This window comes from Citrobacter sp. Cpo090 (assembly GCF_030332665.1).
GTDB classification, from domain to species: domain Bacteria; phylum Pseudomonadota; class Gammaproteobacteria; order Enterobacterales; family Enterobacteriaceae; genus Citrobacter; species Citrobacter portucalensis.
In genome coordinates this window covers 426,639-441,237 of sequence record NZ_JAOWHK010000025.1, presented here as the reverse complement: position 1 = coordinate 441,237, position 14,599 = coordinate 426,639, and the positions used below count along the sequence as shown (strand labels likewise).

The 14,599-nt window shown below is 53.4% G+C and carries 12 protein-coding genes; 6 read left to right on the top strand and 6 right to left on the bottom strand.

All coding sequences use genetic code 11. From position 1 onward, the window contains the following. Positions 1 to 70 precede the first annotated feature (70 nt). Positions 71 to 1,513, top strand: a complete 1,443-nt coding sequence (gene ansP / locus OGY83_RS04685) for an L-asparagine permease (RefSeq protein ID WP_079937292.1) — start codon at positions 71 to 73, stop codon at positions 1,511 to 1,513. 41 nt (positions 1,514 to 1,554) lie between these two features. Here the strand turns inward: ansP and OGY83_RS04680 are convergent, their stop codons facing one another. From OGY83_RS04680 to OGY83_RS04665, 4 genes are all read right to left on the bottom strand, one after another. Beyond that, positions 1,555 to 1,776 carry a YgdI/YgdR family lipoprotein gene (locus OGY83_RS04680; RefSeq protein WP_003020157.1) on the bottom strand — a complete coding sequence of 74 codons (222 nt, stop codon included), beginning with the start codon at positions 1,774 to 1,776 and terminating at the stop codon, positions 1,555 to 1,557. Between the two features lie 137 nt (positions 1,777 to 1,913). Further along, a complete protein-coding gene (gene yncE, locus OGY83_RS04675) occupies positions 1,914 to 2,975 on the bottom strand; it encodes a 7-bladed beta-propeller protein YncE (protein ID WP_191235339.1) in 1,062 nt (353 codons plus the stop codon). A 264-nt stretch (positions 2,976 to 3,239) separates the two neighbouring features. Next, complete coding sequence (curA, locus tag OGY83_RS04670) at positions 3,240 to 4,274, bottom strand: NADPH-dependent curcumin/dihydrocurcumin reductase (RefSeq protein ID WP_286635362.1); 1,035 nt, start codon at positions 4,272 to 4,274, stop codon at positions 3,240 to 3,242. A 58-nt stretch (positions 4,275 to 4,332) separates the two neighbouring features. Beyond that, positions 4,333 to 4,908: a helix-turn-helix domain-containing protein gene (locus tag OGY83_RS04665; protein ID WP_191228731.1), complete on the bottom strand. Its 576-nt coding sequence runs from the start codon at positions 4,906 to 4,908 to the stop codon at positions 4,333 to 4,335. A 37-nt stretch (positions 4,909 to 4,945) separates the two neighbouring features. Here OGY83_RS04665 and OGY83_RS04660 point away from each other — a divergent pair, with 37 nt between their 5' ends. Together OGY83_RS04660 and OGY83_RS04655 are read left to right on the top strand one after the other, a co-directional pair. Continuing rightward, positions 4,946 to 5,464 carry a GNAT family N-acetyltransferase gene (locus OGY83_RS04660; protein WP_079937296.1) on the top strand — a complete coding sequence of 173 codons (519 nt, stop codon included), beginning with the start codon at positions 4,946 to 4,948 and terminating at the stop codon, positions 5,462 to 5,464. After that, positions 5,461 to 5,910 carry a DMT family transporter gene (locus tag OGY83_RS04655; protein ID WP_079937297.1) on the top strand — a complete coding sequence of 150 codons (450 nt, stop codon included), beginning with the start codon at positions 5,461 to 5,463 and terminating at the stop codon, positions 5,908 to 5,910. The genes OGY83_RS04660 and OGY83_RS04655 overlap by 4 nt, the downstream gene beginning before the upstream one ends. A gap of 79 nt (positions 5,911 to 5,989) precedes the next feature. Here OGY83_RS04655 and OGY83_RS04650 read toward each other — a convergent pair whose 3' ends face one another. Further along, positions 5,990 to 6,223, bottom strand: a complete 234-nt coding sequence (locus OGY83_RS04650) for a YdcY family protein (RefSeq protein ID WP_048211611.1) — start codon at positions 6,221 to 6,223, stop codon at positions 5,990 to 5,992. A 17-nt stretch (positions 6,224 to 6,240) separates the two neighbouring features. After that, a complete protein-coding gene (locus OGY83_RS04645; RefSeq protein ID WP_286635361.1) occupies positions 6,241 to 7,839 on the bottom strand; it encodes an ABC transporter substrate-binding protein in 1,599 nt (532 codons plus the stop codon). A gap of 282 nt (positions 7,840 to 8,121) precedes the next feature. Between OGY83_RS04645 and OGY83_RS04640 the strand changes: the two genes are divergently transcribed. The 3 genes from OGY83_RS04640 to OGY83_RS04630 are packed head-to-tail and all read left to right on the top strand — an operon-like array spanning position 8,122 to position 14,580. Further along, the gene (locus OGY83_RS04640) at positions 8,122 to 9,435 is read left to right on the top strand and encodes an SrfA family protein (RefSeq protein WP_194210898.1); all 1,314 of its coding nucleotides are present in this window, start codon (positions 8,122 to 8,124) and stop codon (positions 9,433 to 9,435) included. A 4-nt stretch (positions 9,436 to 9,439) separates the two neighbouring features. Continuing rightward, complete coding sequence (locus OGY83_RS04635; RefSeq protein ID WP_079937519.1) at positions 9,440 to 12,421, top strand: virulence factor SrfB; 2,982 nt, start codon at positions 9,440 to 9,442, stop codon at positions 12,419 to 12,421. Next, positions 12,418 to 14,580 (top strand): virulence factor SrfC family protein, encoded by a 2,163-nt coding sequence (locus OGY83_RS04630; protein WP_286635360.1) that lies wholly within the window; start codon positions 12,418 to 12,420, stop codon positions 14,578 to 14,580. Before OGY83_RS04635 ends, OGY83_RS04630 begins: the two co-directional genes overlap by 4 nt. The last annotated feature ends 19 nt before the right edge of the window (positions 14,581 to 14,599 follow it).

Below are 14,599 nucleotides of genomic sequence, written 5' to 3'. Positions count from 1 at the left end.
AAGGCTGTTTTCGCCGCAGCAGGTGCGGCAAAAAGGATTTTGTATTTTTGTCAGGTCAACAGGAAAAGTAATGAACACAAACAACACGCAAGCCGCAGAACAACATGCGGCGAAACGACGCTGGTTGAATGCCCACGAAGAGGGGTATCACAAAGCGATGGGAAATCGACAGGTACAGATGATCGCCATTGGCGGCGCAATTGGTACCGGGTTGTTTTTAGGGGCTGGCGCACGCTTGCAGATGGCGGGTCCTGCTTTGGCGCTGGTTTATCTGGTGTGCGGTATTTTTTCGTTCTTTATACTGCGTGCGCTTGGTGAACTGGTTTTACATCGCCCTTCCAGCGGCAGTTTTGTCTCCTACGCCCGTGAATTTTTAGGTGAGAAAGCCGCCTATGTGGCTGGCTGGATGTACTTCATCAACTGGGCGATGACCGGTATTGTCGATATCACCGCAGTGGCGTTGTATATGCATTACTGGGGCGCATTTGGCGATGTACCGCAGTGGGTGTTCGCCCTCGGCGCGCTGGCTATTGTTGGCACCATGAATATGATCGGCGTGAAATGGTTCGCGGAGATGGAGTTTTGGTTTGCGCTGGTCAAAGTGCTGGCGATTGTGATTTTCCTGGTGGTGGGTACCGTCTTTTTAGGCACTGGAAAGCCGCTGGATGGTAACACCACCGGTTTCCATCTGATCACCGACAACGGTGGATTCTTCCCACATGGCCTGCTGCCCGCGCTGGTACTGGTTCAGGGGGTAGTTTTCGCATTTGCCTCCATTGAACTGGTTGGCACCGCTGCTGGAGAATGCAAAGATCCACAAACCATGGTGCCGAAAGCGATCAATAGCGTTATCTGGCGTATTGGTCTGTTCTATGTGGGTTCTGTGGTGCTGCTGGTTCTGTTACTGCCGTGGAATGCCTATCAGGCGGGGCAAAGCCCGTTTGTTACCTTCTTCTCTAAACTGGGCGTGCCGTATATCGGCAGTATCATGAATATTGTGGTGCTCACCGCGGCGCTTTCCAGCCTTAACTCTGGACTGTACTGCACCGGACGTATTTTACGTTCCATGTCGATGGGCGGATCGGCACCGAAATTCATGGCTAAAATGAGCCGTCAACAGGTACCCTGGGCTGGGATCCTCGCCACGCTGGTCGTCTATGTCGTCGGGGTATTTCTGAACTATCTGGTGCCGTCACAGGTGTTTGAGATCGTGTTGAACTTCGCGTCGTTGGGCATTATTGCGTCGTGGGGCTTTATCATGGTCTGTCAGATGCGTCTGCGCCGGGCCATAAAAGAAGGTAAAACGGCAGACGTCAGCTTTAAACTGCCGGGCGCTCCGTTTACCTCGTGGCTGACCCTACTGTTCCTGCTGAGTGTGCTGGTGCTGATGGCGTTTGACTATCCAAACGGCACCTACACCATTGCGTCATTACCGTTGATTGCCATCCTGCTGGTTGCAGGCTGGTTCGGCGTGCGTAAACGCGTCGCGGAAATCCACCGCACCGCGCCGTAATGGCTGAAGGCCTGACAGGTTAACCCTTCAGGCCTTCATTTTTAGTTCGCTTCAATCAACTGCGCTACATCGTTGCTGTTAATTTCCCGCGCATTTCCATCCTGATCGGTATAGCTGGTCATTCCCGTATCTTTATCCAGTTTTGGCTTACCCTGGGTGGTAATGGTTTGTCCGCTTTTGGTCGTCATGACGTAATCGGTAGTACATCCTGCCAGGGTAAACAGCATTACGCCTGCACACAGACAGATAAATGGCTTTTTCATGGTATTCCCGTGTTATTCAGTTAGCCGTTGAGGGCGTAGTGTAAGTCCCTGAAGTGGGTCGGGCTACTGGCGGGGTGTAACGAGGCGTATCGTGGGGTTTAGAGAAATGACAGGAGGGGTTTCCCCCTCCGGATTTTTTACAGCGCAATACGAATAACATCGTCCGGCTGGGTAGCTTCCTGCTCGCGGGTAGATTTCTGTTTCACGCTGACGTACAGGGTTTTACCGTCGGCGGAGAGCGCCAGGCTATTCGGGAACGTTGGGGTCTCGAATGTTTTGACGACTTTATAGCTTTTCGCGTCGATCACACTCACTTTACCGGCCTGGCGATGAGTTACGTAGGCTTCATTACGCGTTGGGTTGAACAGCACAGCAAGAGATTCCGGCGCGGCGACTTTTGCCAGTACGTTGCCATTACGGGTGTCGATGACCAGCACTTCCGCCGCTTTAGAGTCGGTGACAAATGCGCGGTTGCCAGCGGTGTCCAGGCTCAGGTTGATGAAGAAATGCTCTTTCCCATCATCCAGCAGTTTTTTGCGGCTGAGAATTTTGTTAGTGGTGGTATCGATGGTGATGAATTCACCGTCGGCATTGGCGGTGTACAGGCGTTTAGCCTTGCTGTCGACAGCCAGAGCGGTGCTCATTTTGCCGGTATTTTGGATGGTATCCTTCAGCTTGATCGTCTCACCGTCCACCACCCAAATCACGCTCTCTTTACCAATACCGCTAATGTATACCGTGTTGGTAGCATCATCGGCGACCAGCTCACGCGGCTGGAGCGGACGAACATCTTCAGAGCGCTTACGCGCATCCAGCACCAGACGTCCTTTCACCGCACCCGTTTTGGCATCCATCGCCGTTACCGCGCTGTTTACCGTGTTGCCGAACCACAGCGTTTGCGTGGCGTTGTTGATGGTGGCACCAAACGGTTTGAGATCGTTATGAATAACCTGGGTCACTTCGAGGGTGACCGGGTCAAGACGATAAACCACCCCGCCGGTATCCAGTTTGCGGCTCTGTGAGGTCGCCAGCCACAGCGCGTTCTCTTGCTGGCTGTACGCCATTTCATAGGCGCCTTTGCCGACGGCTTTGCGCAGCAGTTCTTCTGCGGCCTGCGTAGTAAAAGATGATGCAACGAGCAGTGAACCTAACAGCAAAGAACCACGCAGACGCGGTGAAAACAGATGACGTAAAGACATGACGACTCCCTTTGATAAATTCGTTTGTTACTGCTTCACATAGCTTCAATGAGCAAAATCATGGTTTTGCCTTTTTAAGAATGAGAATAGTAATCATTATTTATCTCAATGTGGAGTGTTTATTCGCTTTAGGGTAGTAACCTTCTTATTTTCTCCATGAAAAATCGCTTTTCATCCAGATAACGACATTGGGATTTTACCAGGCCTACATTTTGTACGAAGCAGGCCTGGTTTCAGGCATTCACCGTCTTCCACCTTTACACATCAATCCTCAGCAAGACGAATCACTACCTTGCCAAAGTTTTTGCCGGTCAGCAGACCGATAAAGGTTTGTGGCGCATTTTCCAGACCGTCGGTCACCTGCTCGCGGTAGTGGATTTTGCCCTCTTTAACCCAGCGCCCCATCTCCCGCTGAAACTCATGAATGCGGTGTCCGTAATCCTGACCAATGATAAAGCCCTGCATGCGGATACGCTTTTTCAGCAGCGTTGCCATTAACAGCGGTAATCTGTCAGGTCCGGCCGGAAGCGACGTTGCGTTATAACCACTGACCAGGCCACAAAGCGGAATCCGCGCTGAGGTATTGAGCAATGGCAGAACGGCATCAAATACTTTTCCACCGACATTTTCGTAATAAATATCAATTCCCTGCGGGCAGGCTTTTGCCAGTTGTTGCGCAAAATCTTGCGCGTGGTGATCGAGGCAGACATCAAAACCCAGGACTTCGGTGGCATGTCGGCATTTCTCTGCCCCACCCGCCACACCGATCACCCGACAACCTTTAAGCTTACCGATCTGCCCAACCGTTGCGCCAACCGGCCCGGTTGCGGCGGCTACCACCAGCGTTTCTCCCGCTTTCGGCTGACCGATATCCAGCAGGCCCATATAAGCGGTAAACCCCGGCATACCCATAACACCCAGCGCCCAGGAGGGATGCTCGGGATGATCGCCAAGCTTCACCAGTCCGTTACCGTCGGAGATGTCATAGTCCTGCCAGCCGCTGTAGCTCAATACCCATTCGCCTGGCTGGTAGTCCGGATGGCGGGATGACACCACGCGACTTACTGTACCCCCCACCATAACACCACCAATCTCTACTGGTGGTGAGTAAGATGGCTCATCGCTCATGCGGCCACGCATGTAGGGATCGAGAGAAAGGTAAACGGTGCGCAGCAAAATCTGGCCTTCACCTGGCGTTGCCACCTCATCTTCTTCAAGACGGAAGTTCTCTGGGACCGGCGCGCCATGCGGGCGTGAAGCCAGTACCCAACGACGGTTACGATTAGTCTGTTGACCCATGATGTGCTCCTCTGCTTTTGGCATGAATCCATCAATAGTAGCAGTCTGCGCCTGCTATTTAGCTGACGACGTGGTTTAACCGCACAACCAGGTAAACGCAGGGGTGCGCGGTTTCATTGATAAACCGACAGTCATTCGGCGGGCCAAGTTCCAGGCAATCACCAGCCTGCATTTCATGACGTACGTCCCCTTCCACAAACACTAATTCCCCCTGCTGTAACCAGATAAGTTGTCTGGCCTGCACATAGGAAGAGGCTGGCATCGGGATGTCGCTTCCGGCGGGTAATTCGATCTGCACCAGATCGATAGGCAGATCGCTGCGCGGTGAAACATGGCGTCGCAGATAGTGGCTTTGCGGGTCGTGCCAGACGGGCTGGTCAGCGAAGCGCAGCAGCTTGCCCTCCTGCATTTCAGCTCGCGCAATCAGGGTAGACATGCTGATGCCAAATGCACCGGAAAGCCTACCCAGCAACGTAGCTGTTGGACTGCTCTCGCCACGCTCTATTTTATGGATCATCGCCCGCGACACGCCCGCGCGCTCGGCAAGCTCCGTGAGTGACCAACCGCGAGATTCCCGCTCAATGCGAATTCTTGCACTGATCCGTTGATTTATGCTGTCTTCAATAGTATTCATATTGTAATACTATAGTGAACAAGCCCTGAGGTTCAACATGTCAATTCGATTTGCCAGCAAAGAAGACTGCGCCGCCATTGCAGAAATCTACAACCATGCGGTACTGCATACGGCGGCTATCTGGAACGATCAAACGGTCGATGCCGAAAACCGTATTTCCTGGTATGAAGCCCGACAATTGATGGGGTATCCGGTGCTGGTGAGTGAAGAGAATGGCGTGGTTACGGGATACGCCTCCTTTGGCGACTGGCGTAACTTTGATGGCTTCCGTCATACCGTTGAACATTCGGTGTATGTCCATCCTGAACATCAGGGAAAAGGGCTCGGTCGGGCACTGCTCAGCAGACTGATAGACGAAGCCCGCGCATGCGGCAAGCATGTGATGGTGGCAGGTATTGAGTCTCAGAATCAGGCATCACTGCATCTGCACAGCTTGCTGGGCTTTAAAACCACCGCGCAAATGCCGCAGGTTGGCACCAAATTTGGGCGTTGGCTGGATCTGACCTTCATGCAGTTGCAGCTAGACGATCGCCGCGATCCGGATGCCGGCAGATGAACCAGACGCTGACCCTCTCCTTTCTAATTGCCGCAGGTATTGGTCTGGTGGTGCAAAATACCCTGATGGTACGCATCACGCAGACGTCCTCGACGATCCTCATCGCCATGTTGCTTAACTCGCTGGTCGGGATCGTGCTGTTTGTCAGCATACTGTGGTTTAAGCAAGGAGCTGCGGGATTTGGAGAACTGGTCTCCAGCGTGCGCTGGTGGACGCTCATCCCCGGTTTGCTGGGATCGTTCTTTGTTTTTGCCAGTATCAGTGGATATCAAAATGTAGGTGCCGCCACGACGATCGCGGTACTGGTTGCCAGCCAGTTAATCGGCGGGCTGGTGCTGGATATTCTGCGCAGCCATGGCGTGCCGCTGCGGGCGCTGGTAGGCCCCATCTGTGGCGCGGTAATGTTGGTCATCGGAGCGTGGCTGGTAGCGAGACGTTCGTTTTAATTGCCCGATGGCGCTTCGCTTATCAGGCCTACAGAATTTATCCGGCCTGAACATACAGGCCGGATACAGTAATAACGAATTAAAGAATAGAGCCGCCTTTGGTCAACTGTTCGCGACGGGCTTCCATATCCTCTTTATGTTGACGACCATGATGTGCGATAGCCGTACGCAAACGCTGTTGCTGGGTATAGCGGTCTTCCCGGCTCAACGCGACATCATCGCTGAGCTCAATCAGCAATTCATTCATATGCGTAATGACGCTCTCTTCAATGGCGGCATCAACACGTGCGCTGACCTCATCCAGATGCGACATAACCTCTCCTTAACTCATTAATTTAATTTTGCTTTTGAAAAATCACTGCCCATCAGGCTGACGCTGTATCCGCTGACGTTGCTGCGCGTAGCATAAAACGTTTTACCGTTTGCCAGGGCTATCCACGGAGCCTGCTGGTAGAAAATCTCTTGCGATTGCTGGTAAAGCGCGGCGCGCTCCTCCGGTTTACTCACCAGCTTCGCCTTTTCAACCAGCGAATTATACTCTTTATCGCACCAACGCGCGGCGTTAGATCCGGTTTTTATGCTGTCGCAGCCCAGCAGTACATCGGCGAAGTTATCCGGATCGCCGTTGTCTGACATCCAACCAAACAACGCGGTGTCATGCTCACCTTTACGCATTCCGGAGAGATATTCCCCCCACTCGTACGACACAATTTTCGCCTTCACGCCCACCTTTGCCCAGTCGCTCTGGATCATCTCAGCAATCCGTCGGGAGTTCGGGTTGTAAGGGCGCTGAACCGGCATTGACCATAGTGTCGCTTCAAAGCCATTTTCCAGCCCTGCCTGCTTCAGCAGGTCTTTCGCCTTTTGCGGGTCGTAAGCGTAATCCTGCAGATCTTTATTGAATCCCATCATATTCGGTGGAATCGGCGATTTTGCCACCGTACCTGAACCTAAGAAGACGGCGTTAATAATGGCTTTTTTATCAGTCGCGTAGTTCAAGGCCTGACGCACCAGCACGTTATCAAACGGTTTTTTCTCGGTATTAAACGCCAGATACCCAACGTTCAGCGCTTCAACCGAATGCAGCGTCAAATCTTTATTCTTTTTAATCTCGTCAAACTGTACGGGGGCTGGCGCCGGGATTATCTGGCACTCATTGGTTTGCAGTTTTGCCAGCCGCGTCTGGACGTTTGGCGTGATTGAGAAGATCAGATGCTTCGTTGGAACAGCGCCATCCCAGTAGTTCGGGTTAGCGAGATAACGGATTTGCGAGTCCTGCTTGTACTGCTGCAACACGTAAGGCCCGGTGCCAATCGGCCAATTATCGACGTTTTCCGGAGTGCCTTTTTTCAGCATCACGTCGGCATATTCCGCAGAAAGGATGGAGGCAAAATCCATACCCCAGTCGGCAAGAAACGCAGCGTTAGGTTCATTGAGGACAAACTGAACGTGATATTCATCGACCTTCTTCACTTCTTTAATCAGTTTATCCAGACCAACATCGTTAAAGTATTCGTAGCTTCCCTGAGAAACCTTGTGATACGGATGATCGGCATCTTTCTGCCGTAATACCGAGAAAATCACGTCATCAGCGTTGAAATCGCGGGTCGGTTTAAAGAATTTATTACTGTTGAATTTTACGCCCTGACGCAGGGTAAAGGTGTAAGTCTTACCGTCCGGGGAAATCGTCCAGTCCGTTGCCAGAGACGGTATCGGGGTATTCTTTACCGGATCAAAGTTGATGAGTCGGTTGTAGAGTACTTGTGAACTGGCCACAAATGAGGGACCGGAACTGGCGATTTGCGGGTTAAATGACTCCGGCGATGCTTCAGAGCAATAGATAATGGTATCAGTATTGGCCGCAAATGCTGCACCTGACGGTAAGACGGTGCTGAGAGCCAGCGCGAGTAACGTTTTCCTTGCAATCATGGTTATAAGCCTTCTTATTTTATTATTAACAGGGATATCAGAGCATAGCTGACAAAAACTGACCAATAACAAATCACTATCAGGTTATTCTAATCCGGTGTATTTCGCTGAATAATTCATCACCCTAAGCGAATTAATTTCCCTTAAGTCTTTTTCAAAACGTCAAGATTTTTCCCAGCACTCTATGCCGTGAAAATTAGCCCCTTTTTGCCTCTCTTTCGCCGTTTGCTCGTATTTATAAAACGTAAAGTAGATACGTGAAGAAGTCTAAGGGGTAACAACGTGGCAAAAACTCTCTTGCGCAGCGGCAATTTGGATGACTATCAGGCCGTGGGCGGCGGTGGTCAGGCCGTGTTTGATTCAGCATTGCAAATTCGTGAAACGCTTCGTCTGCGTAAACAGCAGGCGATGGTGGATTGTCTGGCGATCCCACAAATTAACGACAACGGCGATCGGGTTGACTGGTATTCCCCGATAGAAGGGAAAGCCGTGGCGTGGAAAGCCGCTGATGAAGAGGCACGTTTTCGTGCGCTGCGCTATCTGGGAAGCACGCTGGAAAATGCGGCGGTCCTGAGCCGTAAAAGTCTGCAATCGGGGAAAACCTCACTACAGCTGTTTGGCTCGCTGCTCGAAAAAGCCATCCAGTTTCCCGGTGAAAACCACGTGTTTCTGGTTGATGGCAAACCCGTTATTACGTTCTGGGGCTTCGTCAATCTGAATGAAAATCCCCGCGACGATGTGCTCGACTGCCTGCGCATTGCCGATGTCCCTCCTGTGGTTACCGTAACAGAGCCGGAACAGGAAGAAGAAATCGCACCGGAAATTACCTTTGCCGAGGCCGATGCCCCCTTACTGACTCCGGTCGTTGATCTGCCAAAACCGACTGAACCAGAACCTGAACCTCAACCCCCGGTCATTGTTAACGAACCTGACGTCACTGCGCCGCCGGTACAGGAGAAGCCCATACGCCGCCTGCCGCTGTGGAGCCTGCCCGTTGCTGCAGTGATTATTGCAGCCATCGTTGGGCCGCTGCTGTGGAAGCAACAGACCACCCAGCCCGTACCCGCAGCCGCCGCTATTGAAGTCGCTAAGGTTGATATGGCACCGCTGCCAGCACTGACATCTGCACTGCCCCTGCATCGTGCTGAAGTGACTCCAGCAGTGAAGAAAGAGAAGCCTGTAGAAGGACCGGTGGTGATTGCCGCGATTCCAAAAGATGCGCTGGTGATGGATGCCAACCAGATGAAGGCAGGAACGACGCGTTTTCTCAACGGTAACTGGCGCGTCATGGTCGATGTTAAAGATCCGGTGAGCGGCAAAGCGCCGTCGCTGCGCTATCAGATCCAGGCTAATAAAGGCACTGCGCGCGTAGTTCATGGTGACAATATTGTTTGTCGTGCCGAGATTTTCTCCGGTTTGCACCAGTCGGGTGAATTAATGATTAAGAGTCGTGGCAATGCCCGCTGTACCGACGGGTCACGTTATCCGATGCCTGAAATTACCTGCAAAGCGGGAACCAATGACGTCGCCGCCTGTACCGCGCGTTATGACGATCACGCGGAAATCCCTCTGACGATCAAAAAGATAGGTGCCTGATTTTATGTTGGTGAATCTGTGTGATTACAAACAGAGCGTGACGCTCATCGCCAATAGCGGTGTGCAATTCCTGGATTTCGGCCTCACGCCGCAGGAATCTGCGCACCATGGACGCTTTGTGCGCAAAACGGCAAACGGTCCACTACTGAGACTAGACTTCGATCTTACGTCAGGACGCTATACCTTGCCGGGCAGCACCGGCGCGCAACCCGAAGTGGTGAAGCCGGAAAGTACTCAGACGCTGCACTATTCGCTGGACGTGCTCGACGGTGTCTGGTTGCCGCTGCCGTTTTTGCGCTTTAACCCGCCGCGTACATTTGTTGAAGGCCCGGATAACTGGGCACGCGTGCAGGTGCGAAAGCTGGCGCAGCCGGACAGCGCGGGCAACACCCACCGTGTTACCGTAGCGCTTGACAGCCAGCTTACTGAAAATGCCCCTGCGGCGTTAACCCCCAACGAAAATGATCTGCTTAACGGTACGCGGTTTGCGCTGGCCTGGCATGACAACGAAATTGCTGATTTCCTCGACCAGACCTGGATTGACGGCTGGTTGCGCGAATCTTTTATGCACCATGTCACCCAACATGAGAACCGCTCAGAACAAGAGATCCAGCAGGCACTGCGAAACTTTGAATACCAGGCGCACTGGCTGAATGTGCTGACCCTGTTAGGCGAGCAGCTTTCTGTCCCGGAAGTGAAACTGGTTACGCACACCCTTAGTACGCCCGCCATTCCCGTCGATCTTATTTTGGATATCGGTAATACCCATACCTGTGGCGTCCTGATTGAAGATCACGGGGATGCCAATGACGGGCTGCGTCAGACCGCTGAATTGCAGGTCCGTTCATTAAGCGAGCCGCAGTTTCTCAACGATCCGCTGTTCACCAGTCGGCTGGAGTTTTCCGAAGCGCGCTTTGGTAAGCAGCACTTTTCCGTTGAGAGCGGACGTGATGACGCCTTTATCTGGCCATCGATTGTGCGAGTAGGTGATGAAGCCCGTAAGCTGGCGATGCAGCGTATGGGCACCGAGGGCAACAGCGGGATTTCCAGCCCACGCCGTTATCTGTGGGATGAAACGCCGGTGCTGCATGACTGGCGCTTTAGTCAGATGAATGGCAAAACCCAGCGCGAACCGCTGGCTACCGCCTTCCCGCTGATGAACCTGATGAATGATGACGGGCAACCACTGTTCAGCCTGCCTCAGGACGATCGTCTGCCTGTGTTCTCACCGCAATACAGCCGCAGCACGCTGATGACGCATATGCTGTGTGAAATACTGGCCCAGGCGCTGGGGCAAATTAACAGCGTAGCGACGCGTTTGCGCCTCGGATTCCCGGCGTCTCCGCGTCAGTTGCGGACGCTGATCCTGACCCTACCGTCGGCGATGCCCAAACAGGAGCGCGAGATTTTCCGCCTGCGCATGTTTGAAGCTATTGCCCTGGTCTGGAAAGCGATGGGCTGGCACCCGCAGGATGAAGACTTCACCACCCGCAAGCAGCAGGAAAAGAGTGTGGTTCCCGTTCCTGAAATTCAGATGGAATGGGATGAAGCCAGCTGCGGACAACTGGTGTGGCTGTATAACGAGGCTATCTCTCACTACGATGGCCACACCGAATCGTTCTTTAACGCCCTTGCCCGCCCGGACCGTTTGCCGGAGCCTGGTGAGACTAAAGGCCGTGCGCTGCGCGTAGCATCGATCGACATTGGCGGCGGGACAACGGATATGGCCGTCGTTCATTACCAGCTTGATGACGGCGTTGGCGCGAACGTCAAAATTACCCCGCATCTGCTGTTCCGCGAAGGCTTTAAAGTTGCGGGCGATGACATGCTGCTGGACGTGATTCAGCGCTGCGTGTTACCTGCGCTACAAACCCGCTTACAACAGGCTGGCGTGACCGACGCCGCCGCATTGCTGGCCACGCTGTTTGGCGATTCCGGGCGCATCGATACCCAGGCGATTTTGCGCCAACAAACGGCATTGCAGCTCTTTATGCCGCTCGGTCATGCGGTCCTCTCTGCCTGGGAACAAAGCGATATTAACGATCCAGTCGCCGGTCTGCATGCCACCTTTGGCGAACTCCTGAGCCAACGACCCACGCGCAACGTGATGAACTACATTCAACAGGCTATCGACCATGCGTTACCAGCAGGGTCGCCAGCGTTTGATGTTCTAAGCGTGCCGTTGCAGGTACAGTTCAGGCAGTTACAAGAAGCACTATTAGCGGGGCAATTTACCCTGACCTCCCCGCTGCACGCGGTTTGTGAGGCCATTTCACATTATCGCTGCGATATCTTATTAGTTACCGGCAGGCCCGCGTGCTTGCCGGGCGTACAGGCGTTGATCCGCCATCTGCAACCTGTTCCGGTTAACCGTATGATCTGGATGGATAACTATCGCGTGCATGAGTGGTATCCGTTCAGCCAACAGGGGCGGATTGGTAACCCTAAATCCACCGCTGCTGTAGGCGCTATGCTGTGCAGCCTGGCGCTGGATTTACGCTTGCCGCGTTTCAACTTTAAAGCTGCCGATATCGGCGCTTACTCAACCGTACGCTTTCTCGGTGTGCTGGATAATACGGTCAATACCCTGCGCGATGAGAACATCTGGTATCACGATATCGATCTGGATAAACCCGGTGCGAAGCTGGATGCCCGGTTGCACTTCCCGTTACGTGGCAACGTGACGTTAGGATTCCGCCAACTGGCAAACAGCCGCTGGCCTGCCACACCGCTGTATACGCTCAGCATAAACTCTGCCGAACTGGCAAAAACTATCGCCGGAGATGGCGTGTTGAATGTTCGGCTGCAGCTACGCGGCGGCAGCAAAGAAAATGGCCCGGAATTCTTCGTCCTGAGCGATGCCTGGTTACAGGATGGCACCCCCGTTGCCGCCAATGCCTTAACGTTAAAACTGAATACGCTGGCAGACCGTCGCCATAGCGGTAGCCATTACTGGATTGATAGCGGGAGCGTGTACCTGAAATGAGTAAGATGTTAAATACCGCGCAGGCCGCCATCGAGTGGGTGGTAGATACCCGTAAACGTGCGGCGCGTCTTGATGATGAAGCGGATGCCCTGCTGGCACAGCTTACGCTAGCCGCAGTGAGTGAATCTGCGCTGAAGACGACCTTTTCATCGCAAGGATGTATAGGGTTATACGGACATTCACAATCGGCAAAAGCACATCTGCTTGCGGCATTGTGCAGCAATGCCGCTGGCAAAGTGAATATTGTTACCCCGGATCGCAGCTTTGATTATTTCTCGCATATTAATCCGGGCCATGCGCCAACCAATATGGCGATCCGCTTTACGCGCGATGAAAATCCGCATGATAGCGAATGGCCGTTGCGTCTGCGGTTACTCAGTGAAGCTGAACTGGTACAGCTATTTATCGCCCAGTTCAGCGCGCTCCCGGACAACCGACAGGTTGAGAAATCGATTATTGAGGCGCGCCTGGAAAAATGGCAAACGTTGCGTCAGCGTCACCCGGTGCCGGGCATTACCGCACATGATGTCGCGGCAATCGGTCGTTTCTGGCGCTCCTGCGTACCGGCAAACCAGCAGCAAATTGACGATGCGCTATGGCATCAGTTTGCCACGTTGCTGCCCGCACTGGATCTGACTACCCGGGCAAACGCCTGGGCGTTACTGTGGGGAGAACAACCAGAGCTGACGCAGCAGTGGCTGGCGCTGGCGCACACGTTGCAACAAACCGGACACGCGCAAGAATTAGCGGCCCCGCTGAGCCTGCTGGTTGACCATTTTGGTTTACCTGCCGAAAGCTTCCTGACTCAGGTGGCATTGACCGGCAATAATGAGGCGCAAAGCGATGTGGTGGTTCATCCCATTGAAAACCATCAGTTGCTCAATGCGGTCAGCCTCTCTCAGGCGTCACTGGCGCTGCTCACACGCGAGTTGGTCCTGACGGTTGAAGACGCGGTGCTGGAGAATGTCGATCTGCTCGATATTCCCCTCGCCCCGGATGCTCATTCGCATCCACTGTGGCAGGCAAAATTAGGCTGGATGCTGGAACATTATCGCCAGCACCTGCAACCGGATGTGCTCTTAATCTGCAATGCAGTCTCTACCCGCGCCCAGACGCCCGCCATCACCCGCAAGCTGTTGGGCTGGGTCAACGATACCCAACCCGTTCATGATGCCGCATTACCGGGCGTGGTTTGGGCCATTACCCCGCAGGATGCGCGTTTTAGTACCCAGCAAAACCTTGATGAATCCGTGCAGCAATTGATGGGCAAGCCCGGGCTGCATTGGGGTACATTGCAGGCGCTGGATAAACATAGCTTACAACGCCTTGTCGAATGGCTGACACAGGCAACCTCACCACAGCAGCGCCAGGCCAGGTTGACTTCTCTACGCGAGCAGCATCAACAGCGCATCCGCGAAACCCTGATAAGCTGGATTAATCCCGCTCAAGCCGAATCGGGTAGCCATGAGTCGGTGATCCGCCAGTTACAGGCACAAGCTGCAAAACATGGCGAACTGCTGGATGGTTTGCTCCCGCCGATGCGTATTTTTGAGTCGCTGCTGCGTATTCAGCAACCGCGCGAGGAGCAGGTAAGCGGTTTATTTAATGAAGAAATTGATCTTTTTGCCGAGGTGCGTGACACACTGCACTCGCCGGAAAGCCAGGAGACCGGATATCAGGCACACAAAATGTGGATTAACCACGTGCGTCAGTGGTGTCGCGATGAAAACAATGCCCGCCGTTTACGACTCGATCCTCGTACGTTAAGGCAGGTTGCCGACATCCTTGTCACCACCAGCTATCGACTGGAGATGCCACAACGCTTACAGCGCATTATGCAGCGAGAAAACGTCTGTGCCGCGCAGCTACACGCCGATATTGGTGATTTTATTACCTGGCTTGGATTTGCCGACGTTGCTGAGGAACAGCGCCCTGCCAGCAGGATCCAAAAAGGATCGGCTATTTTTAGCGCGCCGAAGCAACAACCGATGTTACGTCTGACGAAGCTGGATGAACAACCTTCCCACGGTGCAAGCCGGTATGTTTACGACTGGCTGGTTGCCTTGTACACCCGCGCGAATGAGAATGTGGGATATCAGCATCCACAGGATGTCACTGAAACCGACAAAAAACGATTAGATGCCCTGCTTTCCTCCTGAAACGGCATATACGCCGTCA

What these genes read in the sequence shown, in the direction of transcription:
- OGY83_RS04655 (WP_079937297.1), top strand. Translation starts at nt 5,461, where the DNA reads ATGAACCAGACGCTGACCCTCTCCTTTCTAATTGCCGCAGGTATTGGT.
- OGY83_RS04650 (WP_048211611.1), bottom strand. Translation starts at nt 6,223, where the DNA reads ATGTCGCATCTGGATGAGGTCAGCGCACGTGTTGATGCCGCCATTGAA.
- curA (WP_286635362.1), bottom strand. Translation starts at nt 4,274, where the DNA reads ATGGGTCAACAGACTAATCGTAACCGTCGTTGGGTACTGGCTTCACGC.
- OGY83_RS04660 (WP_079937296.1), top strand. Translation starts at nt 4,946, where the DNA reads ATGTCAATTCGATTTGCCAGCAAAGAAGACTGCGCCGCCATTGCAGAA.
- OGY83_RS04645 (WP_286635361.1), bottom strand. Translation starts at nt 7,839, where the DNA reads ATGATTGCAAGGAAAACGTTACTCGCGCTGGCTCTCAGCACCGTCTTA.
- OGY83_RS04665 (WP_191228731.1), bottom strand. Translation starts at nt 4,908, where the DNA reads ATGAATACTATTGAAGACAGCATAAATCAACGGATCAGTGCAAGAATT.
- yncE (WP_191235339.1), bottom strand. Translation starts at nt 2,975, where the DNA reads ATGTCTTTACGTCATCTGTTTTCACCGCGTCTGCGTGGTTCTTTGCTG.
- ansP (WP_079937292.1), top strand. Translation starts at nt 71, where the DNA reads ATGAACACAAACAACACGCAAGCCGCAGAACAACATGCGGCGAAACGA.
- OGY83_RS04630 (WP_286635360.1), top strand. Translation starts at nt 12,418, where the DNA reads ATGAGTAAGATGTTAAATACCGCGCAGGCCGCCATCGAGTGGGTGGTA.
- OGY83_RS04635 (WP_079937519.1), top strand. Translation starts at nt 9,440, where the DNA reads ATGTTGGTGAATCTGTGTGATTACAAACAGAGCGTGACGCTCATCGCC.
- OGY83_RS04680 (WP_003020157.1), bottom strand. Translation starts at nt 1,776, where the DNA reads ATGAAAAAGCCATTTATCTGTCTGTGTGCAGGCGTAATGCTGTTTACC.